A 24,853-nucleotide genomic window follows, 5' to 3' on the forward strand; every position below is an offset into this window, starting at 1 on the left:
TTAAAATAATTTTTGTTTTAAAATTTGTTCCGTTCCTTCAGAAAAAAGCTCTATTAATCTACTTTCAATAGATGTATAAGAATCATTACTTTTTTTGTGGGCTTTGTTTAACTCATTAATAAAGAAATCATAATTTTTATCTGAAAACATTTTCAATAAGCTTGTTTTCTTTTCCTCTACTCCATTTACAAGCGCAAAAATATTAGTAGAATTAATGTCTTTTATATCTTCTACATTAATTCCAGAAGAATCTGTTTTAAATTCTACTAAAAAAGGAGAAAATGAGATGTTATTACGTTGTAATTCTCCTAACCAAATTCTGAATGATTTAAAGAAATCTGAAAGTGTATAATAATAAGGTTGATTTAAGAAATTTTGATCGATTTTATGAGCGCCATCACTTGCAAATGGTTTATCTAAATTATCTCTTAATTTATCTTTACAGAAGATATTAAAATAAAAAAATCGTGTTAAAGATTCTTTTATTAAAAAATTTGTTTTATCACTTAAATCTTTAAATGATATAGTTGATAAGTTATTTTTAATTCCAAATTCTAAATAAGAAGGCTCTACTGCTATCCCATCTGTTGTTTGTAAATTTTGATTATGTGCAAAATCTATAATAGATAAAGCCGAAGCTAACTCAATAAAATGTGCGTCATTTTTTTGTTCTGTACCTCCTTCTTTATTTTTATATAAATTATCGCCATTATCGCCTATATAATATAATGCATTTATAGATTTGTTTCCTGTTATATTATTATGGTAATAATGCAATGCAGCCTTGGCTTTGGCATTAAATCCGTGACTATCTATTACGGAAGAAGAATCTGTTTCTAATTTAAAATAAGGTTGAACGGTGATGGCTCCAATAACTGCATTTTTGATATGATTGTAATGTTTTCCACCAATCATTCCTGTTCTTAAATTTTTTAATAATAATGGAAAACCTGCAGAACCTGTTCCTCCAAAAATAGAACTTATAATAAATATCCTATCATCTGGCTCAAAAACATCTGCAAAATATTGATAAAACTGAGAATTTGTAAAACCATTTAAAACAACACTTCCTATATTAGGATTTCCTTTAAAACCTACTTCTAAATCTAAATCCAAATTATCTTTCGAAAAAAGTAAATCAGTCAACACTTGATTGGTTGGATCTAAATTAGAATAATCTATAAAATCCTTAAAACGACCACCTTCTATACCAGGAATATTCATAACAAAATTATCATTATCCATCGTATTACCATGCTTTGTATTTACAACATTGCCTAATGTTCCTATTTTATTTTTAAAAAATAAAGATTTTTTACTTTGGTTAGATTTTTCTTGAATAATTTTATAATCATTCAATATTTTTTTTGTTCTATTTACATCCGCTGCAGATTTGTCTGGATCAATTAGTATAGGTATTATTTCATAATTAGATTCTACACCTGCTGCTAATAACATTGTTAGCGATTTTATTGTACGAGCTCCGGTACCTCCTATTCCAAAAACATATAATTTTGCCATAATTTAAAAGGGTACTTTTTTACAATTAGTACTAAAATTTTTAAGAATTAATGAGAATAGAAATCCTACTAATAATGAGTAAAATGCATTAATAAAAGAAAATGATAAATACTCGCCCGAGCTATAATCTAATCCTAAAGCTGATAAATAATTATAGCTGTACATATAGCAAAATAAAAAATTAAAAATAACAGATAGTGATAAAAAAACTAACCATATAGAAATCTTAGAAAACTTTACTGTATCTATAATTTTATAATATAAAACAGGTATTAGCAAACTAGTTACGACCATAACTAAACCTATAATAGTATAGAGATTTTCGTTGAATAAATCGCCCGAAAAATCATTTGTATAAAAAAGCGTCTCATATAATGACGCAAAAAGTTCATTTAACATATAAATTATCTGTTTAGTGTGAATTTTAAATTAATAAGTTGATTGTTTTGATTATTATTTTTTAGAGAGTATGCTTCATTAACTCCTTCAATTAAATATTTAAATCCAAACGTTTTACCTTGTATTGTCGCAACATTATCATCAGAATTAGTATTTGTAGCAAATACCCATTTCGGAATTTGATTAGTTAATTGTAATGATAATTCTTTATCAAAATTTGGTTTTGTACTTTCTAAAGTAATTAAATGTGTTGCCGTAGATTCCTTGATTTTTTTAACCACTGTTGGTTTAAAATTATCATTTAAAATAGTTTGATTAATTACTTTTATATCGAGTATCTTAAAATCACCAATAACTTTATAATTATTTGCATCTAATCCAAAATTTGCATCTGGCAATTTATTATAATCAACAGCTACAGTAAATTTAAATTTCCCATTATCACTCTTTACATTATCCAATTGCAAACTTTCACCTTTCTCTCTAGATATCTTATAAGTTCCAATATCATTATTTGATTGAATAATTGAATATTGTATATTATTTTCTGAAGTATTTGATATAAAATAGCTATTTTGGAAACCTTGTAATTCATTAATTTTAATTTTACTGATAAAATCATTTATTAACTTAGGGTTTCCTAAAATCCAAATATAAAATGGACGCTGTCCTTTATAATAAGAAGGTTTATTATGAGATGAATAATAAAACCCATCAAAATCTGATTCAAATTTTAAAATTAAAGTTGAAAAATCTGTCTTGTTTAATCGTTGTAAAAAAGCATCTTTTGTTAATGATTTTCCAATTCCTAATCCAGAAATTGTATTTTGATTTTTATCTAAAGAGTAAATAAAGTCCGAAAAAAAGAGTGAAATACTTTTATCATCCGTTTTAGATAAAATTAATTTTAACGTTTCGTTTAATTCTGAAGTAGACGTATTTCCAATTTTATAATTTTTATTCTTAGGATTCAATTCCGAAATAAAATTTTTAACATCTTTTATTTCTGATTTATAAATTGCACTATTAATAAAAAAAGGATCTATTTTATTAGGATCATATACTCCTCTTAGCTGTACTAATAAATCAGATAAACTTGCTTTATATTGAGTATTTCCATTTACATAACCATCCATACTTCCAGAATTTTCTATGTAAATATTAACGTGAGGATTAATTATCTGACTACTACATTCAATCTTAACACCATCACCATCTCTTATCTCAGATTTTATATAATTTGAAATAAAATCATAATATTTTGACTCATTTAAGTCCTTTCCTTCAAATAGTTCCGAATATTTTTTTGGATTATTAGAGATATAATCCTTAATTTTTTTACACTCTGAATTATCTAAAACTTTATCTTTTCTGATTGCTACATTAATTTCTTTTTTCAGACTATCTCCACAAGAAAACAAAATAGAGACACTTAATAAACAAAAAGCAATTTTTATCTTTAATAACATTAATACATATTTACTATTATTTGATAAAAGTATTCATAAGTAAAATTTTTATATTACGGTTTCCCGTAATCCAGAAAAAAACAAATTCACAAAACTAAGCTTCTCTATTTTCAATTATTATTTAAAACTTTACCTTTGCAAAATGTCAAGAAAAGTGAAACAAAAAATTATATTAAATAACATAGAAGTTTTACGTGCTGGAGCAAAAGGTGTTTCGGTTGGTAGAACAGAGGAAGGAAAGACAGTTTTAATTAAAGGTGCTATTCCTGGAGATGTTGTTGATGTACACGTCTTAAAAAAGAAAAGTAGTTATTTAGAAGGTCAAGCAATCGAGTTTCATAAGAAATCTCAATTTCGTGTAGAGCCTAAATGTGAGCACTTTGGTGTTTGTGGAGGTTGTAAATGGCAAGATATGAGCTATGATGCTCAACTACAATTTAAACACGATGAAGTTGTAAATAACTTAATTCGTATTGGAGGATTTAAAGAATTAGATACCGAAATTATTCCAATTTTAGGATCTGAGAAACAATATATGTACCGTAACAAATTAGAATTTACTTTTTCTAATGCGCGTTGGTTAACTTTAGAAGAAATACAATCGGGTAAAGAATTTGATGACCGCGATGTTGTTGGTTTCCATATTCCGGGCGCTTGGTCAAAAGTATTAGATGTTACAGAATGTCATTTACAGCGCGATCCGTCAAATGCGATTCGTGTAGAAGCAAAACGTTTTGCTTTAGAACATAATTTAGATTTCTTCGATTTAAAAAATCAAGAAGGATTATTAAGAACATTAATGATCAGAACTTCTCAAAATGGTGAAGTAATGGTTTTAGTTCAATTTTTCCGTGAAGAAAAAGAAAATCGCGAAGCATTTTTACAAAACTTAAACGATAAATTTCCAGAGATTACTTCTTTATTATATGCAATCAATCCAAAACAAAACGATTCTGTTTACGATTTAGACATCGAAACGTTTGCTGGAAAAGATCATATTATGGAGAAAATGGAAGATTTAGATTTCAAAATTGGTCCAAAATCTTTCTATCAAACAAATCCAGAACAAGCCTACGAATTATATAAATTAACACGTGATTTTGCTGGATTAACTGGCGAAGAATTGGTTTACGATTTATATACAGGTACAGGAACTATTGCGCAATTTGTTTCTAAAAATGCAAAAAAAGTAGTTGGTGTAGAATCTGTTCCAGAAGCTATTGCCGCTGCTAAAGCTGCCGCAGAACAAAACGGAATTACAAATTGTGATTTCTATTGTGGTGATATGAAAGATGTATTAAACCAAGAATTTATCGAAGAACACGGTGTTCCAGATGTTTTAATTACTGATCCTCCTCGTGATGGAATGCATAAAAAAGTTGTTGAAAATATATTATTCATGAATCCGCAACGCATTGTTTACGTTTCTTGTAACTCTGCAACGCAAGCACGCGATTTAGAATTGATGAAAGAACAATATAAAATTGTTAAAGTTCAGCCAGTTGACATGTTTCCACAAACACATCATGTAGAAAATATTGTACTTTTAGAGCGAATTTAAAATTCAATCAATCAAATGAAAAAAATTCAATCTTTCTTCAAGTATAGTTTATTTGCACTTCTAGTTGCTTCGGCATTTTATAGTTGCGAAGACGATGATATTTGTACAGACGAAGGCGAAGTGCCGCGTATGGTTGCCGATATGTATTATAATGGTACAGATGTTAAATTAGAAGATTCTATCTATTATTGGGCGTATGTTTTAAAAGATTCTATACCAACAAATACAAGTAAAGACACTGTTCAAATAGAAAATGGAGTCGTTTTAAATAAATCAAGTTTCGGAATTGTTTTGCGTAACAATCCCAATAAAAAAGTTTTTTATACCATTGCACAAGGACCAGATAAAGAAATTAGAGATCCAGTTACCAATCAAATTACGAATACAATTTTAGCAAAACGTGATCGTTTGATTTTAGAATATGATACAATTGGTAATACATATACATCAAAAGCATGCGGCTACGGCTTAACTTTTAAAGGTATAAAAGTATCATTGGTAACCAAAAAAGGTTCGGGACCAGGAAATTGGATAAAAAGTATAGAAACTGTAAACACAGAAATTAAAGATGGCTCAACGACTGTTATTAAGCTTTTTACTGACGAGCGCAATTAGTTTTGCTTTTGCGCAAAAAAATAAAACTGATTCTACAAAAGTTTCAGTAACAGATACAATTCAGAAAAAAATCAACCACGATATTTTTATCGGTGTAGATTTATTCAACCCTGTTGTTTCTGCATTTACAGACAAGCAAGGCGTTAGTGCATTTGCATCGTATCAACTTAACAACAAATGGCATTTGGTTGCCGAAGCTGGTTACGAGAAAAATAAATTTGATCAAATTAATTGGAATGTTGATGTTGATGGCGTTTTTGCAAAACTTGGTGCCAATTGGTTTATTACGCAAGATGTAGAAAATCAATCGAACGGAATTTACATTGGTGGACGAGTTGCGTATTCTAAATATTCGCAAACCATCAATAGTTATCCTATTCGCGATTTACAATCTAACATAATTATAGATAGTGGCTCTCGTCCAAAGGCCGATGTTAGTGCTTTTTGGGTAGAAGCTGTAGTTGGTGGTCGCGTAGAAATTTTTAAGAATTTTTATGGCGAATTGGCTTTTCATCCTGCTGTATATTTAGGTGGTAAAAAAGATGATGAAATTGAACCATTGGTTATTCCGGGTTACGGAAAAAATAGTGGTCCATTTAATATGCCTATTTTTTGGGGAATTTCTTATAAGATTAAATAAAAAATCTAGCATAAAAATAAAAAAGCAAGCTAAATATTTAGCTTGCTTTTTTTGTATTGATATAATTAAAAGTTTAATCTAAAACTTTTGCTCCTTTTACTTTTTGATCGGTTAAAGCAATTTCAAGAACATCCTTCATTTCTTTTACATAATGAAAAATCATTCCTTTTACATATTCTGCTTTAATTTCTTCGATATCTTTTCTGTTGTCTTCACACAAAATAATTTCTTTAATATTTGCACGCTTTGCAGCCAAAATTTTCTCTTTAATTCCACCAACTGGTAAAACTTTACCTCTTAATGTAATTTCGCCTGTCATGGCTAATTTTGCTTTCACTTTACGCTGTGTAAAAGACGAAACCAACGACGTTAACATCGTAATACCTGCAGATGGACCATCTTTTGGCGTTGCACCTTCTGGCACATGAATGTGAACTTTATAATTTTCGAAAACATCCGATTTTATACCCAATTCATCTGCATGCGCTTTTATATATTCTAACGCAATTGTTGCAGATTCTTTCATCACAGTTCCTAAATTTCCTGTGATAGAAAGTCCTCCATTTTTACTTTTTGATAAAATAGATTCTATAAATAAAATATCACCACCTACACTAGTCCAAGCTAAACCAACTACAACACCTGGAACATCATTATTTTCATATTGATCTGGAGTGATAGATGGTCCTAATATTTTAGAAATATCTTCTATCGAATATTTTTTGTTAAATTCTTCTTCTAATGCAACATGTTTTGCTGCGCTACGAACCAATTTAGCAACTTTTTGATTTAAGTTTCTAACTCCCGATTCGCGCGTGTAACCTGTTATTAAATACTCAATTTCTTTTTTACCAAGTACAACATCTTTTTCGCCCAAACCATGATCTAACAATTGTTTTGGCAATAAATGACGTTTTACAATTTCAGTTTTCTCCTCAATTGTATAACCCGCAATATTAATCATCTCCATACGATCGCGTAACGGACTTGGAATATCACCAATGTTATTTGCAGTTGCAATAAAAAATACTTTTGATAAATCATATCCAATCTCTAAGAAATTATCATAGAAATTTGAGTTTTGCTCTGGATCTAAAACCTCTAACATTGCAGACGAAGGATCTCCGTGCGCACTTGCTGTCATTTTATCAATCTCATCTAAAACAAAAACAGGATTTGATGATTCTGCCTTTTTAATTGACTGTAAAATACGTCCTGGCATTGCGCCAATGTAGGTTTTACGGTGTCCACGAATTTCAGATTCATCGTGTAAACCACCCAAAGACATACGCACATATTTACGACCAATAGACTCTGCAATAGATTTCCCCAACGATGTTTTACCAACACCCGGAGGTCCATATAAACAAAGAATTGGCGAACGCATATCACCTTTCAGTTTCAAAACGGCTAAATGCTCTAAAATACGTTCTTTTACATCTTCTAAACCATAATGATCGTGGTCTAAAATTTTCTTCGCATTTTTTATATCAAAATTATCTTTTGTAATTTCTATCCAAGGTAAATCCAACATAAATTCAAGGTAATTACGCTGAATATTATGTTCGGGCATTTGTGGATTAAGACGCGCCAAACGATTAATTTCTTTATCAAAATGATTCGCAACTTCTTCCGTCCAACGTTTTGTTAATGCACGTTTGCGCATTTCGTTGATTTCTTCCTCTGTCGAATTTCCACCTAATTCTTCTTGAATAGATTTGATCTGCTGATTTAAGAAATATTCTTTTTGTTGTTGATCTAGTTCTTTACGAACCTTGTTTTGAATTGTATTTTTCAATTCAAGTTTTTGCAATTCAAGATTCATAAAACGCATCACTTCTAATGCGCGAAGTTTCATGTCTGAAATTTCTAACAACAATTGTTTTTCATCAATATTTAACATCAAATTAGATGCAACAAAATTGATTAAAAACGTGTTACTTTCTATGCTTTTTATAGCACTTGCAGCTTCTGACGGCAACATCGGATTTTCTTCTACTATTTGGTAGGCCAAATCGCGAATAGAATCAATTATAATTGGATATTCTTTGTTACGAGAAGTCGGAACTTTTTCTGTTAAAATATCTACTTCAGCCGTAAAATATGGATCTTCTGTTGCATATTTTTTAACCTTAAAACGTTTCATTCCTTGTAAAATTACCGTGATGTTACCATCTGGCAATTTTATCATTCGCATAATTTTTGCAACTGTACCAACCTCATACAAATCCTCTGGCATAGGGTCTTCTACGGCAATATCTTTTTGAGAAAGAACCCCAATAATGCGGTCTTCTTTATATGCTTGTGTTAAAAGTTTTATAGATTTATCTCTTCCTGCTGTGATTGGTGCAACCACGCCCGGAAATAAGACTGTATTTCTTAACGATAAAATAGGCAATGTCGAAGAAATGTCTTGTTTACTCAACTTACTTTCTTCGTCTTTACTCATCAAAGGAATTAATTCGATTTCTTCTTCCATTACTTGTGCTAATGACAAATTGTCTATATTCATAATTTTCTTAAACGTTCAAAGTGTCAGTATAAACCATTTTAACTGACTATATCTTTTTAAATAGAATAAAAGTTTTAGAATTCTTCGTCTAAAATCCTTTTTAAAAAGTGTCTATAAATTAAGTCAAACCTTGTGCCAAGGTAAAATCTTGTCAGTTTTTCAATAAAGGTTTATGATGAGAATAAATTAAATATCTTTTATTAAAATAGTTTCATCTTGTATTATGAAACAATTGGTAAGAAATTCATTCATTGATTTTGCATGAAAATTAATTAAACCTAAATCTTCAGAAACCAATATATCTGCTAATTCAGCTTTTGAGAATTTATTTAAAGCTTCAAAATCTGTTTCATCTTCTAATTCAGTCAAAAAAGAATCTAATGTTTCATGCGTTATATACAAATCATGGTCTATACAACCAATCCAACCTTTTTTGGATCCTTGTAAAATTTCGACAAAACTATTTCCAGCTGGATCTGTACCTATATGAAAAAAAATATCTTCGAATATATTATAAGTTTGTGCTTCTAATAAATCGTAATAATCTGAAGTAGAATTTAGACCATAGAGACAACCAAACAATTGCCAAGGTTCTTCTCCTAAAAATGTTGTTGTAATCTGATTCGAAAAAAACTAAATCATTAAATCCATTTTGCTCGCACAAAAATTTAGCATATTCATTAGAAAAATGATATGTTTCTTGTAATATCAAAACTTCTGTCTGTTCTGGTTTTGGAAAACCAAATGGATTTGGAAAAACTACTTTGGTTAACATATTTTAGGTATTAAGATTAGTTTGAATAAGATAAAAAAAAATCGGGAATTACCCGATTTTAGATTTTGCGATTGCTTCTTTATATATTTCTACATATTGTGGTAGAATATTCTTTTTATCAAAAGCGATGGCTTGTTGTTTTGCACGATATTTAAACTCATTTAAAGTTTTATCATCTCTCAAAATTTCTAAACTTTTTTCTGCCATCATTTCAATATCTCCAATCGGGCAGGTATAACCCGTAACACCGTCAATATTTACTTCGGGCAAACCGCCTGCATTAGACGAAACAACCGGTACACTTGCCGCCATTGCTTCTAAAGCTGCTAAACCAAAACTTTCTTGTTCGGATGGTAATAAAAATAAATCGGAAGCATGAAGTACAGCGTGTAAATCATTCACCATTCCAAGGCTTTTTACTTTATCTCCAATTCCTAATTCTTCTATCAATTGTTCTGCCATTTCCCATTCAGGACCTTCGCCACAAATAATTAAACGTGCAGGAATTTCTTTCTGAATAAGGTTAAATGTTCCGATAACATCTTCTATTCTTTTTACTTTTCTTAAGTTAGAAACATGTAAAATAATACGTTCGCCCGTCGAAGCAAAATTACTTCTACAACAACTATCTTGTTCGGGTAAATATTGTTGATTATCGATGAAATTTGGAACAACGCAAATCTCATTTTTAATATTAAAAATATCTAACGTGTCTTGTTTTAAACTTTCTGAAACTGATGTTACAATATCCGATTGATTGATAGAAAACTCAACCGCCGATTTGTACACCGGATGTTTCCCAACCAACGTAATATCTGTACCATGCAAAGTTGTAATTACGGGTAAATTTATTCCTTTTTCGCGCAACATCATCTTTGTAAAATATGCCGCATACGCGTGTGGAATGGCGTAATGTACATGCACCAAATCTAACTTATATTTTTCGGCAACTTCGCCTAATATTGTGCTTAACGCAAGATCGTATGGTTGATATTGAAACAATGGATAAGTTTCTACAAAAACACGATGAAAATAAATATTTGGTAATTTATTATCTAAACGAGCAGGCAAACTTGTACTAAAAAAATGAACTTGATGACCTGATTCGGCCAAATCCATTCCAAGCTCAGTTGCCACAATTCCGCTACCACCATAAGTTGGATAGCATACGATTCCTATCTTCATTTATTATTTTTATTTGGTCAAATTTAAGGTAAAATTGCGTCGTAAATTACTTGTCTAATATTTTCTCTCACTTTTTTTATTGACAAATTGTTAGGTTCTACTCCAACATTTACTCGATTTGATAAGAAAATATACACGATATTATATTTTGGATCTGCCCAAACCATTGTTCCAGTAAAGCCTGTATGACCAAAACTTTCGGCAGATGGTCCTTTGCTTAAACTACTTATTATTTTATCAAAACCCGCACCACGATGATTACCCGAATATTGTTGTTTTGTAAATTCTTTAATTATTTCGGGCTTCAAATAAACCTCATCACCATATTCGCCACCATTAAGATACATTTGCATCAATTTTGCTAAATCAATCGAATTAGAAAATAAACCTGCATGACCTGCAATTCCACCCATCATTGCTGCACCTTGATCATGAACAAAACCATGCACCAATTGATTTCTGTAAGTTTTGTCATATTCTGTCGGTATGATTTCTTCTAACTCAAATTTATCTTTCGGATTATAGGCTGTGCGATACATGCCCAATGTTTGATAAAATTTATCTTGCGTTAATTGATTTAAATCTTTCTGATAATCTTGTTCTAACTTTTTCTTGAAAATATAATATCCTAAATCCGAATATTCATACGACTTTCGTCCAAGTGCCGATTTGTAAATATCTTCGTAAATCGTATCTTTTATGGTAGTGATGACAAAAATATTATCGGTCACTTTTATTTGATGCTCTGCATCTTGTTTTCTCGAATAATAATCTAAATACAAACGCGCATTTTTCACATTCACAGTTTCATTATAAAAACCAATCCAAGGTTTTAAACCTGCTTGATGCGCCAAAACTTCACGTATCTTTAAGTTTGATTTGTTCGAGTTTTTAGCTGCTGCATCAATTTCGCCAAGCGTTTGCTCTAAATTTATTTTATTTTCGCCAACTGCTAACATCAACAAAGGCAACGTTGCCGTCACCTTTGTAACTGAAGCGACATCATACAAATCTGTCCACTTCACTTTTTTTGAAGAATTTTTATCTTGTGTTCCAAAACTTTTGTCATAAACTACTTTTCCGTCTTTTGCAATCAAAATTTGCATTCCGGGCGTGTAATTTTTAGCAATTGTTTCTTCTGCAATTCTATCTATTTCTGAAAGTTTTTTTTTCCTAATCCTACATTTTCTGGCGCTGTAAATCCTAAACGTTTAATATGTTTTGTTACAATTCCTTGTCCTTCTTTCAAATTTGCATTAATATCAACTGGCAAAGTTCCTTCAGAATCAATTGCTCCAAAAATAACTTGCGCCGCTGCTGTTTGTGCATCTTTTGTGTTTTGATATTGTACCGTAACCGCATCTAAATTAGATAAATCTAAATCTTTCAAACCATAAGGACTCGTAAACAAAGACAAAATTTTCTTTTTATCTTTTGGCAAAGCACTTAAAATTGCTTTAGAATTTGCCGATAATTTATATGGTTTATAAACCGTTTCGTTAGATAAAAATGCACCCGTAATTACAACATCATACTCATTTAATAAATTAATTTGAGATGGATCTTTTACATTTACTAATTCTACATTCGCATATTTTTGTAAATGTGTCAAAAATTGATCATAATCTGTTTGCTCTAATGGTACAAATGCAATTTTTTGATTGACTTTTTTGATTGGTAATGTTTTGTCATTATTTTTTACAACTGTTGTTGCTTTCTCAAAAATTTTAGTTGTTAACGCTAAGTTTTCTGGAGAATTTAAATCATCAAAAACATTGGTCGGATTTAAAGGTTTAAAGTCATTAAGCCCCGTAATATATTTTGCTTTTAAAATTTTCTTTACACTTTCTTCTAAACGAACTTCAGAAATTTCGCCTTTATTAATTGCTTCAATAATTTTTTGCTTTCCTAATTTTACATTTTGAGAAAATAACAAAATATCATTTCCAGCCACAAAAGCTCTATAATCTACTTCTCCTGGCGCAAACATTTTTGCAACACCATCCATATTTAGTGCATCTGTAATTACAATACCTCTAAAACCTAACTCACCTTTTAAATAATCTGTAATAATTTTTTTAGATAAAGTTGAAGGTGTTTTTGGATCTGGCTCTAAAGCTGGCACATTTAAATGCGCTACCATTACCGATTGCACACCAGCTGCAATCATTTTTTTGAACGGTGCAATGTGATATTTTTCTAAATCTTGTTTATTATCTGGAATTAATGGTAAAACTTTGTGCGAATCTTGATCTGTATTTCCATGTCCAGGAAAATGTTTTGCAGATGATAACACATTCTGAGATTTCATCCCATTCATGTACGCAATTCCTTTCTCTGCCACACGGTCAGGGTTAGATCCAAACGAACGATTTCCGATAATCGGGTTATTCGGATTAACATTAACATCTACCGAAGGCGCAAAATTAAATTGTATTCCAACACGATTCGCTTGTATTCCAATCTGCTTTCCAACACGATAAACCAATTCATTATCACGCAAAGCACCCAACGTCATATTCCAAGGAAAACGTTCTACATTTTTAAGACGCATTGCCAATCCCCATTCGCCATCAACACCGATTAATAAAGGAATTTTAGAAATTGATTGAAACTTATTTGTTAACTCAATTTGCTTAACAGCTTGATCTTGCATAAAAATTAATCCGCCAATTTTTTCTTGTTGAATTAATTTTAAAATATCATTCTCGTGAATAGAATCTTTATTTGTATATGCGGCAACAATAAATAATTGTCCAACTTTTTCTTCTAAAGTCATCGAATTATATTTTTCGTCAACCCATTTTAATTGAATTGAATCTTTGTAAAGTGGGTCAAAAGTCTGCGCTTTTGGATTGATCGTTAAAATAATTGTTAATATTATTCCTTTTAGTAATCTTTTCATTCTAGATTGAATTAAATTTGCTCGCTTTATGTTTTTAAGAAATATAAAAAAATTTACGAATCGTTTACGATTGGTAAATTTATGCTAAATTGTAAATTAAATTTATATTATATGAATATTTTCAGTGTAGTGCAGGATAGTATGTTAAATCATCCTGGATTAATAACTGTTTTTGCCATCGCAGTAATTATAATGTTGCTGCTTGATTTAGGTGTTTTTAACAAAAATGCACACGCTGTTTCAAACAAAGAGGCACTTACTTGGACCGTCGTTTGGATTTCTTTAGCCATGATTTTTAGTGGAGTAATTTATTTTGTTTTTAAAGAAGCGGATGGTCATGCTTTCGCAATTAATAAATTTTCGCAATTTCAGGCTGCTTATTGGATAGAAAAAGCATTATCCGTTGATAATTTATTTGTTTTTATTCTCGTTTTTGGATTTTTTAAAATCCCGAAAGAGTATCAACACAAAGTTTTATTTTGGGGAATTTTAGGTGCTTTATTATTTAGAGCAATCTTTATTTTTGCTGGAGTAGAGTTGATAAAAATGACGTATTTACCTGCATTTTCTATTGGAGATTGGCATTTTAATTTAAGCGATACAGCGGAACATGCAAATTTAGCTGCAAGAGAATTTTTCCGTCCAAATGTTGTTTTAACTGTTTTTGGTTTCTTCTTAATTTATGCTGGAATCAAATCTTGGTCATCTAACAATGATGATGAAGACACAGATTTATCAAACAATTTTGGAGTAAAATTGGTACATAAATTTTTTAAAGTAACGCCTAATTTTGATAAGGATAAATTTTTTACAGTACAAAATGGTGTTAAAATGGCAACACCTTTATTTGTTGCTTTGATGGTGATTGAAGTTACAGATTTGGTATTTGCTGTAGATAGTATTCCTGCAATTTTTGCGGTTGCGCCAGATGATCCATTTATTTTATATTCGTCTAATATTTTTGCAATTTTAGGTTTACGTTCGTTGTATTTTCTATTAGCAAATTCGATGGATAAATTTAATAAACTGCATTATGGTTTGGCAATCATCTTAACTTTTATTGGTTTAAAAATGATTATTATGCCTTTCTATCATTTCGAATCAACAGTTTCTCTTACAATAATTGGTGGAGTTTTATTGACAACAATTATATGGTCTTTGCTTGCAAATAAAGCAAATGAATCTAAATAGAAAGATTTAAAAACATAACATATTTTTAGTCGGAAAGTAACTTTTCCGACTTTTTTTATAACAAAAAAATGGTCGAAATTTCTTTCGACCATCATTTATTATTTGAGTGATTATTTACTTATTTTGTTTTCTTAACTGCTTCTTTCAATGGTTTTACAACCTCCGTAACACTTTCTACTTTTGTTACTTCTTGCAATGATTTTGTTGGACTTTCATTTCCTCTGTGGCACATTACGCATGTAACAACATTTATTTGTTCTGGATTTTTTGCGTTATCCCAATTAAAATTCTTCGCATTTAAATCACGTGTCATCACAATCATGTGACGTGCAAATTCTTTTTCTTTTTTAGCATCACTCGAAAAATCCATCTTCTTAGTTTCTGGATTCTCGGCATGGCAAAAATTACATTTTACACCTAACGCTGCATTATAACCGCGCATTAATCCTTTCAAACTATCTTCAGAAATGTTTTGAGGTAAAACTTTTAAGTTTTTCCATTCCGGATCTGATAACTCTTTTCCTGTATCAACTTGGCGTGAAGTTGTAAACGAAAAAATGCTAAACATAAGTGCAATTACACCTAATGAAGCGATTATTTTTTTTGTTTTCATATTGTCTCTTTTGATTAAGACAAGTTAAAACAAATCTCAATCCTAATTATAAATGAATAAAAATTTGGATTAATTTTAAATAACTTCTTTATGATTCTTCGTAATCAGCTGTTATACATTCATTTTCAAAGATTCTTGTCATTCCAGGAAACGATTAATCTAGCAAGATTCTTCATTATATTCGGAATGACAACAAAATTAAATTATAAAACTGAACGTTTATTATTTGCTAATACTTAAAAACGCCAAACTAAAATTCTAGAAATTTTGTTTCCTTGTTGCATATTCACGATTTTGTAATCTCTTACTTTTTCACGTTTTAAAGTACTTTCTAAAACATGTAAATTTTCTTTACGCGAAACCAATGTCGAGAACCATTTTACTTGATGCTTAAATTCGACACTTTCTTTTATCATTTTTGTGATAAATAGACGCTCTCCTCCTCTACACCAAAGTTCAGAATTACTTCCACCAAAGTTTTGAATTGGTTTTTGATCTGATTTTTGACCAAGATTTCTCAACTTACGCATTGTTTGCTCCATCACTTCTTGATTTGATTTAAAGAAGGGTGGATTACACATTGTCATGTCAAATTTTTCGCCTTGTTTGATAATATTCTTGAAAATATTACTTTGATTATATTGCAATCTAATCTCAACTTTATTGCGTAAACGTGCATTTTTACGTACAATTGTTTCAGCATTTTTATGCGATTCGAAATCTAATTCTGCACCAACAAAATTCCAATCATATTCGTAATTTCCGATAATCGGATAAATACAATTGGCACCAACACCAACGTCCAAAATTTTAACATCTTTGCCGCGTGGAATAACGCCATCAAAACTTTCGCCTAAAATATCGGCAACGTAATGAATGTAATCTGCACGACCAGGAATCGGTGGACAAAGGTTATCTTTTGGTAATTCCCAATAATCAATATCGTAATATGTTCTTAGTAAAGCCTTGTTTAAAGCCTTTACAGCCTCACGATCAGAAAAAGTGATTGTTGGTTCGTTTTCTTTATTTGGTTTGATATATTTAGAAAGTGGCAGATAAACCGCACACAATTTTTCAAAATTATAAGGCGCTAAATGACGATTGCGCGAATGTAATTTTTTTAACTTACTCTTATTTTCAGGAGTACTCATTTTAAAAATATTTCTACAAAAATATAACAACCTTTGCAGTTTTATACAAAGGTTGTTAGGTATTCGTTTATTTAATTTGTTTTTGTAAGCGATCAATCTGTTTCAAAAGATGATCTATAACTTCTAAACCTTCGATGTTTACGCCTAAATCATAATGAAATTGAATAAATTTTTCGACAATTGTTAAATCATCTTCTTCTATAAAATATTCTTGATTACGTTCATGCAAAACAACTAATCCATTTTGATACAAGTCGATCACAAATTGTGGTTCAATTTTATGATATTGACTAAACTGAATAACTGATATCGTAATATTTTTCATGTTTTAAGCTTTTTTGATTGAACGTAATTTCTCAAACAATTCTTTTTCTTCTGCCGTTAAATTAGTTGGTGTTTTAATGGAAAAAGTCACATATAAATCGCCAAACTGATCTTCTTTTTTATAAATAGGTAAACCTTTTCCTTTCAATTTAACCTTTTTATTATTTTCAGTTCCTTCTTTTATAGGCACTTTTACTTTTCCATTTAAGGTATCAATCACTACTTCACCACCTAAAATTGCATCATACAAATCTACCTCAACAGTTGTATACAAATCGGCACCTTGCGTTTCAAAATTTGTGTTATTATTGATATGAAACGTGATATACAAATCTCCATTCGGTCCGTTGTTATAGCCTTTACCACCATGACCTTTTATCTTGATTGTTTGTCCATCTTCTACACCTGCAGGAATCGTAAGGCGAATATTTTTACCATTAACAGTTAATGTTTGCTTCTGCGAAACAAGAATATCTGTCAAATTTAATGTCAAACTTGCATTTACATCTTGACCTTTAAATCCTGCAGATTTACTTCTTCCCTCGCGTCCAAACATTGACCCAAAAAAGTCAGAATAACCGTCAAAATCATCAAAACCTTCGGCTCCATCATACTCATTTCTCGAATAGCTGTGTTGCTGTTGTTGACGCGCTTTTTCATATTCTTCACCATGTTGCCAATTCTCTCCATACTTATCGTATTTCGCACGTTTTTCTGGATCGCTTAAAACTTCATTCGCTTCATTTAATTCTTTAAACTTTTGCGCAGCTTCATCGTTATTTGGGTTTAAATCTGGATGATGCTTACGCGCCAATTTTCGATATGCTTTTTTTATTTCGTCTTTTGTTGCCGTTTTTGGCACGCCTAAAATTGTATAATAATCTATAAATGCCATAGTAATCAATAAGTTTTGTAGTCTAATCTAATCAAAAAAAAGACCATTTTTAGCATAAAAATTATAAAAAATGTTTAATTTTTCTTAATACAGACAATTTTTACGATTTGTTACTGATTTAGACAAATAATTGAATATTAATTAAAAATAAATCCAAATAATTCAAATGAATACATTATTTTCATCCTATAATTATTGGTTTATGTATAGAAAAAATATCTCTAAAAATATATTATTGGGAGCCGCAATTGGAGATGCATTAGGTGTTCCTGTCGAATTTAAAAGCAGGCAAACCTTAAAAGATAATCCAATAACAGATATGATTGGCTTTGGAACGTATAATATGCCTCCTGGTACTTTTTCGGACGATAGTTCGCTTATGTTTTGTTTGGCAGAATCGCTTTGCAATGGTCTTGATTTGAATGATATTTCTGAAAATTTTCAGAAATGGATGCACGAAGGTTATTGGACAGCAGACGGCGAAGTTTTTGATGTTGGTATTGCTACGCGAAAAGCAATTAACAAATTACGTGTAGCTAAAAATCCTACAGAAGCTGGTTCTACAGCCGAAACAGATAATGGAAATGGATCGTTAATGCGAATTTTGCCTTTGGCTGTTTTCTTGAAAGATTTATCGATTGATGAGCGTTGCAAAATCATAAAAGACGTTTCTTCTATCACACATGCACACAATCGTTCGGTTTTGGCATGTATTTATTATGTTGAATTTGCCTTAAATTTATTAGAAGCTGAATCTTTAGAAGAAGCTTATTTGAATACAAATTTTTGGTTGAAAATATATTTAGAAACAAATAATGAATACCAAGCAGAATATCCGTTTTTTAAACGAATTTTAAACGGAGATTTAATCACGATATCAGAAGATGAAATAAAATCTACTGGTTATGTAATTGATACTTTAGAAGCTGCAATTTGGTGTTTATTACATTCTAATTCATACCACGAATGTGTTTTGAAAGCTGTAAATCTTGGAAATGACACCGATACAATTGCGTGTGTTGCGGGCGGAATTGCAGGAATTTATTATGATTACGAATCGATTCCGAAACATTGGGTTGAGCAATTGGCACGTTTACGTGATATTTTAGATTTAGCACATCGATTAGAAGAAAAATATGAGCGAATTGAATTATAAATAAAGATTAATTCTTTGTAATTTTGTGAAATGGAAAATCAGAAAAATAATCCATTACACGGAAAACGTTTAGATGATATTATCGAAGAATTAGTTGTTTATTACGGCGGATGGGAAGGTTTAGGAAATCAAATTAACATAAAATGTTTTAATGATGAACCGAGCTTAAAATCGTCGCTAAAATTTCTTCGAAAAACAGATTGGGCGCGTACAAAGGTTGAAGAATTGTATCTTAAAAAAATTGCAAAGTAATGAATGCAACAATTCTCGAAGAAAAAGTTTTTATTGATTCGGCGCTTTTAACTTCTATTGAAGAAGAAAGTCAAGTAATTATTCATTGCAAAATGACTGCAGACGAATACTCGAATGCTGCGCGTATTTGGCCTTCGACGTATCTTATTGACAATCAAAATAACAAAAATTGCCAATTGGTTTATGCGGAAGGAATTACAATGTACCTAACTTGGACATATATTGAAGAAGGTTCGTCATTAGATTTCACCTTAATTTTTAATGGTTTATCAAAAAGTTGTAAATCATTTGATTTGGTCGAATTAATTCCTCAAGCTGGAGGTTTTGAGTACAGAAAAATACCACGAAATAACAGTGATGTTTATTATATCGAATTTTCAGAATAAATAAAAAAAGCGTTTCATTTGAAACGCTTTTTTTATAATCTAAACTATTTTTTTATTGAATTATTCCAATATCTTTTCTGTAATATTCGTAATCAAAATGAATTTTCTGAATGTTTTCATACGCAATTGTTCGTGCATCTTCCAACGTTTCACCCAATCCAACAATATTAATTACGCGTCCGCCAGATGTTACAATTTCTTCACCAGAAACTTTTGCACCTGCAATAAAATTAGGACAAGTTAGATTTTCTAATCCACGAATTTCAAAACCTTTGTCGTAATTCCCTGGATATCCACCCGAAACCATTACCACACAACATGCATGTTGTTTTTTGAAAGTTAAATCAAAATCTTCGCCTTTGATTGCTTTATTTACAACCTCAAACAAATCATTTTCTAACAATGGTAAAGTTGTTTGTGTTTCTGGATCGCCCATTCTTAGGTTATATTCTAACAAATAAACGCCTTTTGTCGTAATCATTAATCCAAAGAAAATAACACCTGCAAACTCTAATCCTTCTTTGATTAAACCACATTTTGTAGGCTCCATAATTTCTTCTTCAAACATCTTGAAATGTTCGTCTGTAAACAATGGATTTGGAGCAATAACGCCCATTCCACCAGTATTTAAACCAGTTTCTCCTTCACCAATTTTCTTGTGGTCTTTCGCAGAAACAAATGGAACTATTTTTTTACCATTAAAAAATGATAAAATAGACGCTTCAAAACCTTCTAAATATTCTTCAATAACAACTTCGTTACCTGCGTCACCAAAAGTTTTATCTTCCATGATGTCTAAAACAGCTTGTTTCGCTTCTTCAAAATCTTGGCAAATAATTACACCTTTTCCTGCGGCTAAACCAGACGCTTTTACAACAATTGGATAGTCTTGTTTTTCTAAATATTCAATCGCCAACATTGGTCCCTGAAAATTCTTATACTTCGCCGTTTTTACACCATATTTATCCATAAAATCCTTTGCAAAAGCTTTAGAAGCCTCTAATTGCGCAGCAGCTTTATGTGGTCCGAAAACAGCTAAATTTTCTTTCTGAAAAATATCAACAATACCTTCTGCCAACTCAATTTCTGGTCCTACAAAAGTTAAATCGATTAAATTTTCTTTTGCGAAATCTTTCATTTCATCAACAGAATTTACCGAAATATTTGTTCCGATTTGAGCAGTTCCTGCATTTCCTGGAATAAAAAACAGCTCTACAGTTTCATTTTTTTGTTTAAAATCTTCTGCAAATTTCCATCCAATTGCATGTTCGCGACCTCCACTTCCTATAATTAGGATTTTAGTTGACTGCGAATTTTGAGTTATATCATTCATGATTTCTTTCTTAATAAATTAATGCATAAAATGTCTCATTCCTGTAAACACCATCGGGATTTTTCTCTCGTTACAAGCATCAATAGACTCTTGATCTTTGATAGATCCACCTGGTTGAATGATCGCTTTTATTCCACTTTCTGCTGCATAATCTGCTACATCACGGAACGGAAAAAACGCATCTGAAGCCAAAACTAAATCTTGGTCAACTTTTTCTTTTGCACGAGCAATTGCTTGCTGAGCCGCCCAAATACGGTTTGTTTGACCACCACCAATTCCGTAAGCTTGACCATTTGTTGCAACAACAATTGCATTAGATTTTACCCATTTCACAATTTTTTGAGCAAAAACTAAATCTGTCATTTGTTTATCTGTTGGCTGAACTTCAGTCACAACTTTTAAATCTTGCGAAAACTGATTATCTGTTGATTGAACAATTAATCCGCCATCAACTTTTACATAAGTTACTTTGTCCGAAACTGGATTTTGAACTTTGATAATACGTAAATTTTTCTTTTGTTTAAAAACCTCTAACGCTTCCTCCGTAAATGCAGGCGCGATAACTATTTCTAAGAAAATTTTATTTAATGCTACCGCTGTTTTTCCATCAACTTCTCTGTTAAAAGCAATGATTCCTCCAAAAATTGACATTGGATCACATTCGTACGCTTTTTCATAAGCTTCTAAAACATTATCACCAATTGCAACTCCACAAGGTGTAGAATGTTTAACAGCGCAACATGTTGTTTCTTCAAATTCTGATACAACTTTATAAGCCAAATCCATATCGCGAATATTATTGAAAGAAAGTTCTTTTCCTTGTAAATATTCAAAATCTTTCATTGCTCCATTTTTCGTTTTATCAACGTAATAAGCTGCTTTTTGATGTGGATTTTCACCGTAACGTAAATCCATTACTTTTTCGTAAGAAGACTCTAAAAACTGAGGAAAATCTTCGTTCAAAATGTAAGTAGAAATCGCTGCATCGTAAGCCGATGTTAAGTTAAAAACTTTACCTGCACATAATTTACGTGTTGCAATAGAAGTTGATCCGTTTTCGCGAATCTCATTTATAATTGTTTCGTAATCATTTACGTCCGTTACAACAGTAACATCGTAAAAATTCTTTGCAGAAGAACGCAACATTGATGGTCCACCTATGTCAATAAACTCAATCATTTCAGCTTCAGAAAGACCTGTGTTCATTTTCTCGAAGAAAGGATATAAGTTTACAATTACAATATCAATTGGGTTGATACCGTGCTCTGCAATTGTCGCCATATGTTTTTCATCCGAACGACGAGCCATAATACCACCATGAATTGCTGGATGTAACGATTTTACACGACCATCTAAAATCTCCGGAAATCCAGTTACATCTTTTACTTCTGTAACCTCAATTCCATTGTCTTGTAAATGTTTGTATGTTCCTCCAGTTGATAAGATTTTGTAATCTTGTTCAACCAAGAATTGTGCAAATTCTAATAAGTTTGACTTATCCGAAACACTGATTAGCGCTTGTTTTTGCATTTTGTTTTTAGTTTTTAAAGTTTATTGTTTGTTTATTTTTACTCGGAAATGAAAAATGCCCCAAAGACGCGTGTCCTCGAGGCATTGTATTATGCTTCACTAATTTGCTTTATTGCTTTGATAAAAATTTGACTTTCTACCTCAGCAACTTTACGTTGTAAATCGGCTACTTGGTCTCCTTCTTCGATATCAAAAGTCGCTTGACAAATAATTTGTCCTTCGTCTACGCCAGCCGTAACATAATGTACAGTTGCGCCAGATGTTTTCTCGCCAGCTTCTAAAACAGCTTTGTGAACTTTAGAGCCATACATTCCTTTACCACCAAATTTTGGTAATAAGGATGGATGAATATTTATCATTTTTGATCCCCATTTTGCAGTAAATTCTGGAGATAATATTGTTAAAAATCCTGCCAATACAATTAAATCAATTTCTTCATCAATCAAATTATGTTCGGCATCTTCAGAAAAAGTTTTACGGTCTAAAACATACGTTCGGATTTCTTTATCCAACGAACGTTCAATTGCAAAACAGTCTCTATCGGCCATTACCATTTCTACTTCTACATTTGGCAATGTACCATCTTCAACTGCATCAATTATATTTTGAAGATTTGTTCCGCCTCCGGAAACAAATACGGCTATTTTCATTTTTATTGTTTTGTTTGTGTTTGTTTTAAAAGCAATTACTCTATAAAAAGTAATGCTTTCTTAATATCCTCATAACCAATTTCTCCATTAAAATAATCGAAGATTGGTTTAAGCACTCTGTTTTCTTCAAATTCGATTTCACTATAAGCAAAACGAACTTTTTCTACTATTTTGTCAGCAGGTTTAAATTTAGAATAATCTAAGTCTGGTTCAATTTCCTTGATTTTTCCGATATGATCAACTATTACTGATGTTGACAAACCTCTTTTCTCTGCAATTTGTTCCAAAGATAAGTCATCTTTTACATAATCTAACGTGATTTCGTAAGTAGATTTTTTTGAGCCTTTTTCTTTGATTTTATTTTTTTCTTGATTCTTCGCAATTTGCTTCTTATCCAATGTACCACCAGAATAACGAATAAATGGCGCCCAAGAATCTTGCAATTCTTTTTCGTCTAATTTATCATCAATCATATCTGATAATTCCTGAAAACGACGGTCAGCTTTCATTGCTAAACTATCAATTTCTAAAGCCGTTTGATTAAGACCATGCAAGGTTAACGAAGTTAAATCGCGCAAACGCGATAAAGCCACATATCCTTGCCCTTTCTCGAAGGCTTTTGATAAATCTATAAAAGCAGAATCCAACGTCATTCCTTGCGATTTGTGAATGGTAATTGCCCAAGCCAAACGCAATGGCACTTGTGTAAAGGAAGCCAAAGCTTTTCCGCTTTCGTCCTCTATTGCCCAAGTTTCAGGCTTTGCAATATAAAATTCGCCGTCTAATGTTTTGATTATTGGTTCATTTTTTTCATTATAACCCGACACAATTCCTAGCGTTCCGTTTACATAACCAACATCAAAATTGTTGCGAACAAACATTACTTTTGCTCCAATTTTAAGTTCTAAAACATCATCTGCTAAAACAGATTTCTTTAAAACTTCTATCAATGCTGGATTTCCTGCAACTTTTGCTTCAAATGTTTTGGATGAAGAATCTATACTGATTAATTGACCTTTATTGATACGGTCAACATCCATATTATGCGTGTATAATCGAGTTTGAGAATCGATTTCATCTGGAAAATATTGAATGCGAGATTCTAATAAATCAACCGTTTTTTGAGAAATCATTCCCGAACGAATTTCATTCAAAATATCATTTAATTCGTTATTTTTTTGACGATATTGTTCTGTCAAATAACAAATATGTACTTTTGACGCCACCCAAGCATCAGACATAAAACAAAATTTATCGCGCGATTCTTCCCATTCTTCTCCGATTGGAGGTAACTGAAAAAAATCTCCTGAAAAAATGACTTGTATTCCACCAAAAGGTTCGTCATTTTGTTTAAAAAACTTCAATACATAATCTACCGCGTCTAATTGTGCACGATGTAACATCGAGATTTCGTCGATAATTAAGACTTTTACTTTGTCCATTTTATCTCGGAAATATTTTTTGTCTCGAAGTGAAGTTAAATAACGGTCAGAAACATAATCTTTTATTCCGATTCCTGCCCAAGAATGTATGGTTTGACCATTCATGTGAGTTGCTGCAATACCCGTAGAAGCGGTAATTGCGACAGGAACACCATGTTGTTTTAGGTAAGTGATATATTGATTAAGCACGTAGGTTTTTCCGGCACCAGCTGAACCTGTTAAAAATACATTTCTACCAGATTTTAGTATTGCTAAAGCCTTTGATTGTTGCATAATCTATCGTGTGATATTGGGTAATTTGAATGAATTGCGAAGATACAAAATATAACGGTGAATTACTTTTGAAAA

The 24,853-nt window shown here is 31.2% G+C and carries 22 protein-coding genes; 7 read left to right on the forward strand and 15 right to left on the reverse strand.

Going from position 1 to position 24,853, the window contains the following annotated elements:
• Positions 1–1,521, reverse strand: a complete 1,521-nt coding sequence (locus BM072_RS09330; protein ID WP_092908393.1) for a hypothetical protein — start codon at positions 1,519–1,521, stop codon at positions 1–3.
• A gap of 404 nt (positions 1,522–1,925) precedes the next feature.
• Positions 1,926–3,389: a hypothetical protein gene (locus BM072_RS09335; protein WP_092908394.1), complete on the reverse strand. Its 1,464-nt coding sequence runs from the start codon at positions 3,387–3,389 to the stop codon at positions 1,926–1,928.
• 142 nt (positions 3,390–3,531) lie between these two features.
• Here BM072_RS09335 and rlmD point away from each other — a divergent pair, with 142 nt between their 5' ends.
• From rlmD to BM072_RS09350, 3 genes are read left to right on the forward strand one after another with little or no spacing between them, the layout of a single operon-like run.
• Entirely contained in the window at positions 3,532–4,950 is a 1,419-nt protein-coding gene (gene rlmD / locus BM072_RS09340; protein WP_092908395.1) for a 23S rRNA (uracil(1939)-C(5))-methyltransferase RlmD, read from the forward strand.
• 15 nt (positions 4,951–4,965) lie between these two features.
• Complete coding sequence (locus BM072_RS09345; protein ID WP_092908396.1) at positions 4,966–5,565, forward strand: DUF6452 family protein; 600 nt, start codon at positions 4,966–4,968, stop codon at positions 5,563–5,565.
• Positions 5,519–6,205 (forward strand): DUF6048 family protein, encoded by a 687-nt coding sequence (locus tag BM072_RS09350; RefSeq protein ID WP_092908397.1) that lies wholly within the window; start codon positions 5,519–5,521, stop codon positions 6,203–6,205. The genes BM072_RS09345 and BM072_RS09350 overlap by 47 nt, the downstream gene beginning before the upstream one ends.
• 73 nt (positions 6,206–6,278) lie before the next feature.
• Here the strand turns inward: BM072_RS09350 and lon are convergent, their stop codons facing one another.
• The 5 genes from lon to BM072_RS09375 all read right to left on the reverse strand — a co-directional run bounded on the left by lon (position 6,279) and on the right by BM072_RS09375 (position 13,582).
• Positions 6,279–8,717 (reverse strand): endopeptidase La, encoded by a 2,439-nt coding sequence (gene lon / locus BM072_RS09355; RefSeq protein WP_092908398.1) that lies wholly within the window; start codon positions 8,715–8,717, stop codon positions 6,279–6,281.
• Between the two features lie 186 nt (positions 8,718–8,903).
• The gene (locus BM072_RS09360; RefSeq protein ID WP_092908399.1) at positions 8,904–9,299 is read right to left on the reverse strand and encodes a hypothetical protein; all 396 of its coding nucleotides are present in this window, start codon (positions 9,297–9,299) and stop codon (positions 8,904–8,906) included.
• 241 nt (positions 9,300–9,540) lie between these two features.
• A complete protein-coding gene (bshA, locus tag BM072_RS09365; RefSeq protein WP_092908400.1) occupies positions 9,541–10,677 on the reverse strand; it encodes an N-acetyl-alpha-D-glucosaminyl L-malate synthase BshA in 1,137 nt (378 codons plus the stop codon).
• Between the two features lie 23 nt (positions 10,678–10,700).
• Positions 10,701–11,783, reverse strand: coding sequence for a serine hydrolase domain-containing protein (locus tag BM072_RS09370; RefSeq protein ID WP_245752106.1), 1,083 nt, complete (start codon positions 11,781–11,783; stop codon positions 10,701–10,703).
• A 44-nt stretch (positions 11,784–11,827) separates the two neighbouring features.
• Positions 11,828–13,582 carry a glycoside hydrolase family 3 protein gene (locus tag BM072_RS09375; RefSeq protein WP_245752108.1) on the reverse strand — a complete coding sequence of 585 codons (1,755 nt, stop codon included), beginning with the start codon at positions 13,580–13,582 and terminating at the stop codon, positions 11,828–11,830.
• Positions 13,583–13,693: 111 nt separating this feature from the next.
• Between BM072_RS09375 and BM072_RS09380 the strand changes: the two genes are divergently transcribed.
• Positions 13,694–14,773, forward strand: coding sequence for a TerC family protein (locus BM072_RS09380; protein WP_092908403.1), 1,080 nt, complete (start codon positions 13,694–13,696; stop codon positions 14,771–14,773).
• A 118-nt stretch (positions 14,774–14,891) separates the two neighbouring features.
• Here BM072_RS09380 and BM072_RS09385 read toward each other — a convergent pair whose 3' ends face one another.
• From BM072_RS09385 to BM072_RS09400, 4 genes are all read right to left on the reverse strand, one after another.
• A complete protein-coding gene (locus BM072_RS09385) occupies positions 14,892–15,386 on the reverse strand; it encodes a c-type cytochrome (protein ID WP_092908404.1) in 495 nt (164 codons plus the stop codon).
• A 236-nt stretch (positions 15,387–15,622) separates the two neighbouring features.
• The gene (rlmF, locus tag BM072_RS09390) at positions 15,623–16,537 is read right to left on the reverse strand and encodes a 23S rRNA (adenine(1618)-N(6))-methyltransferase RlmF (RefSeq protein ID WP_092908405.1); all 915 of its coding nucleotides are present in this window, start codon (positions 16,535–16,537) and stop codon (positions 15,623–15,625) included.
• A 67-nt stretch (positions 16,538–16,604) separates the two neighbouring features.
• Complete coding sequence (locus BM072_RS09395) at positions 16,605–16,862, reverse strand: chaperone modulator CbpM (protein ID WP_092908406.1); 258 nt, start codon at positions 16,860–16,862, stop codon at positions 16,605–16,607.
• A gap of 3 nt (positions 16,863–16,865) precedes the next feature.
• Complete coding sequence (locus BM072_RS09400) at positions 16,866–17,756, reverse strand: DnaJ C-terminal domain-containing protein (RefSeq protein WP_092908407.1); 891 nt, start codon at positions 17,754–17,756, stop codon at positions 16,866–16,868.
• A gap of 166 nt (positions 17,757–17,922) precedes the next feature.
• Here BM072_RS09400 and BM072_RS09405 point away from each other — a divergent pair, with 166 nt between their 5' ends.
• Genes BM072_RS09405 through BM072_RS09415 form a run of 3 tightly spaced genes read left to right on the forward strand, consistent with a single transcriptional unit; the run spans position 17,923 to position 19,550 of the window.
• A complete protein-coding gene (locus BM072_RS09405) occupies positions 17,923–18,912 on the forward strand; it encodes an ADP-ribosylglycohydrolase family protein (protein ID WP_245752110.1) in 990 nt (329 codons plus the stop codon).
• A gap of 30 nt (positions 18,913–18,942) precedes the next feature.
• The gene (locus BM072_RS09410; protein ID WP_092908409.1) at positions 18,943–19,164 is read left to right on the forward strand and encodes a VF530 family protein; all 222 of its coding nucleotides are present in this window, start codon (positions 18,943–18,945) and stop codon (positions 19,162–19,164) included.
• Positions 19,164–19,550 (forward strand): hypothetical protein, encoded by a 387-nt coding sequence (locus BM072_RS09415; protein ID WP_092908410.1) that lies wholly within the window; start codon positions 19,164–19,166, stop codon positions 19,548–19,550. The genes BM072_RS09410 and BM072_RS09415 overlap by 1 nt, the downstream gene beginning before the upstream one ends.
• Positions 19,551–19,602: 52 nt before the next feature.
• Here BM072_RS09415 and purD read toward each other — a convergent pair whose 3' ends face one another.
• From purD to BM072_RS09435, 4 genes are all read right to left on the reverse strand, one after another.
• Positions 19,603–20,883 carry a phosphoribosylamine--glycine ligase gene (purD, locus tag BM072_RS09420; RefSeq protein ID WP_092908411.1) on the reverse strand — a complete coding sequence of 427 codons (1,281 nt, stop codon included), beginning with the start codon at positions 20,881–20,883 and terminating at the stop codon, positions 19,603–19,605.
• Positions 20,884–20,901: 18 nt separating this feature from the next.
• Positions 20,902–22,413, reverse strand: a complete 1,512-nt coding sequence (purH, locus tag BM072_RS09425) for a bifunctional phosphoribosylaminoimidazolecarboxamide formyltransferase/IMP cyclohydrolase (RefSeq protein ID WP_092908412.1) — start codon at positions 22,411–22,413, stop codon at positions 20,902–20,904.
• An 89-nt stretch (positions 22,414–22,502) separates the two neighbouring features.
• Positions 22,503–23,063 (reverse strand): phosphoribosylglycinamide formyltransferase, encoded by a 561-nt coding sequence (purN, locus tag BM072_RS09430; RefSeq protein WP_092908413.1) that lies wholly within the window; start codon positions 23,061–23,063, stop codon positions 22,503–22,505.
• A gap of 35 nt (positions 23,064–23,098) precedes the next feature.
• Positions 23,099–24,778, reverse strand: a complete 1,680-nt coding sequence (locus BM072_RS09435) for an AAA family ATPase (protein WP_092908414.1) — start codon at positions 24,776–24,778, stop codon at positions 23,099–23,101.
• Between the last annotated feature and the right edge of the window lie 75 nt (positions 24,779–24,853).

Origin of the sequence: Algoriella xinjiangensis, from assembly GCF_900115015.1 — a bacterium.
GTDB lineage: Bacteria > Bacteroidota > Bacteroidia > Flavobacteriales > Weeksellaceae > Empedobacter > Empedobacter xinjiangensis.

Excerpts from the sequence above, each read along its gene's own strand:
- BM072_RS09350 (WP_092908397.1), top strand. The coding sequence starts at position 5,519 with ATGGCTCAACGACTGTTATTAAGCTTTTTACTGACGAGCGCAATTAGT.
- rlmF (WP_092908405.1), bottom strand. The coding sequence starts at position 16,537 with ATGAGTACTCCTGAAAATAAGAGTAAGTTAAAAAAATTACATTCGCGC.
- BM072_RS09410 (WP_092908409.1), top strand. The coding sequence starts at position 18,943 with ATGGAAAATCAGAAAAATAATCCATTACACGGAAAACGTTTAGATGAT.
- BM072_RS09380 (WP_092908403.1), top strand. The coding sequence starts at position 13,694 with ATGAATATTTTCAGTGTAGTGCAGGATAGTATGTTAAATCATCCTGGA.
- purH (WP_092908412.1), bottom strand. The coding sequence starts at position 22,413 with ATGCAAAAACAAGCGCTAATCAGTGTTTCGGATAAGTCAAACTTATTA.
- BM072_RS09395 (WP_092908406.1), bottom strand. The coding sequence starts at position 16,862 with ATGAAAAATATTACGATATCAGTTATTCAGTTTAGTCAATATCATAAA.
- BM072_RS09335 (WP_092908394.1), bottom strand. The coding sequence starts at position 3,389 with ATGTTATTAAAGATAAAAATTGCTTTTTGTTTATTAAGTGTCTCTATT.
- BM072_RS09385 (WP_092908404.1), bottom strand. The coding sequence starts at position 15,386 with ATGAAAACAAAAAAAATAATCGCTTCATTAGGTGTAATTGCACTTATG.
- BM072_RS09405 (WP_245752110.1), top strand. The coding sequence starts at position 17,923 with ATGAATACATTATTTTCATCCTATAATTATTGGTTTATGTATAGAAAA.
- BM072_RS09435 (WP_092908414.1), bottom strand. The coding sequence starts at position 24,778 with ATGCAACAATCAAAGGCTTTAGCAATACTAAAATCTGGTAGAAATGTA.
- BM072_RS09400 (WP_092908407.1), bottom strand. The coding sequence starts at position 17,756 with ATGGCATTTATAGATTATTATACAATTTTAGGCGTGCCAAAAACGGCA.
- rlmD (WP_092908395.1), top strand. The coding sequence starts at position 3,532 with ATGTCAAGAAAAGTGAAACAAAAAATTATATTAAATAACATAGAAGTT.
- BM072_RS09370 (WP_245752106.1), bottom strand. The coding sequence starts at position 11,783 with ATGCAAATTTTGATTGCAAAAGACGGAAAAGTAGTTTATGACAAAAGT.
- BM072_RS09330 (WP_092908393.1), bottom strand. The coding sequence starts at position 1,521 with ATGGCAAAATTATATGTTTTTGGAATAGGAGGTACCGGAGCTCGTACA.
- BM072_RS09415 (WP_092908410.1), top strand. The coding sequence starts at position 19,164 with ATGAATGCAACAATTCTCGAAGAAAAAGTTTTTATTGATTCGGCGCTT.
- purD (WP_092908411.1), bottom strand. The coding sequence starts at position 20,883 with ATGAATGATATAACTCAAAATTCGCAGTCAACTAAAATCCTAATTATA.
- bshA (WP_092908400.1), bottom strand. The coding sequence starts at position 10,677 with ATGAAGATAGGAATCGTATGCTATCCAACTTATGGTGGTAGCGGAATT.
- purN (WP_092908413.1), bottom strand. The coding sequence starts at position 23,063 with ATGAAAATAGCCGTATTTGTTTCCGGAGGCGGAACAAATCTTCAAAAT.
- BM072_RS09375 (WP_245752108.1), bottom strand. The coding sequence starts at position 13,582 with ATGAAAAGATTACTAAAAGGAATAATATTAACAATTATTTTAACGATC.
- BM072_RS09345 (WP_092908396.1), top strand. The coding sequence starts at position 4,966 with ATGAAAAAAATTCAATCTTTCTTCAAGTATAGTTTATTTGCACTTCTA.
- lon (WP_092908398.1), bottom strand. The coding sequence starts at position 8,717 with ATGAATATAGACAATTTGTCATTAGCACAAGTAATGGAAGAAGAAATC.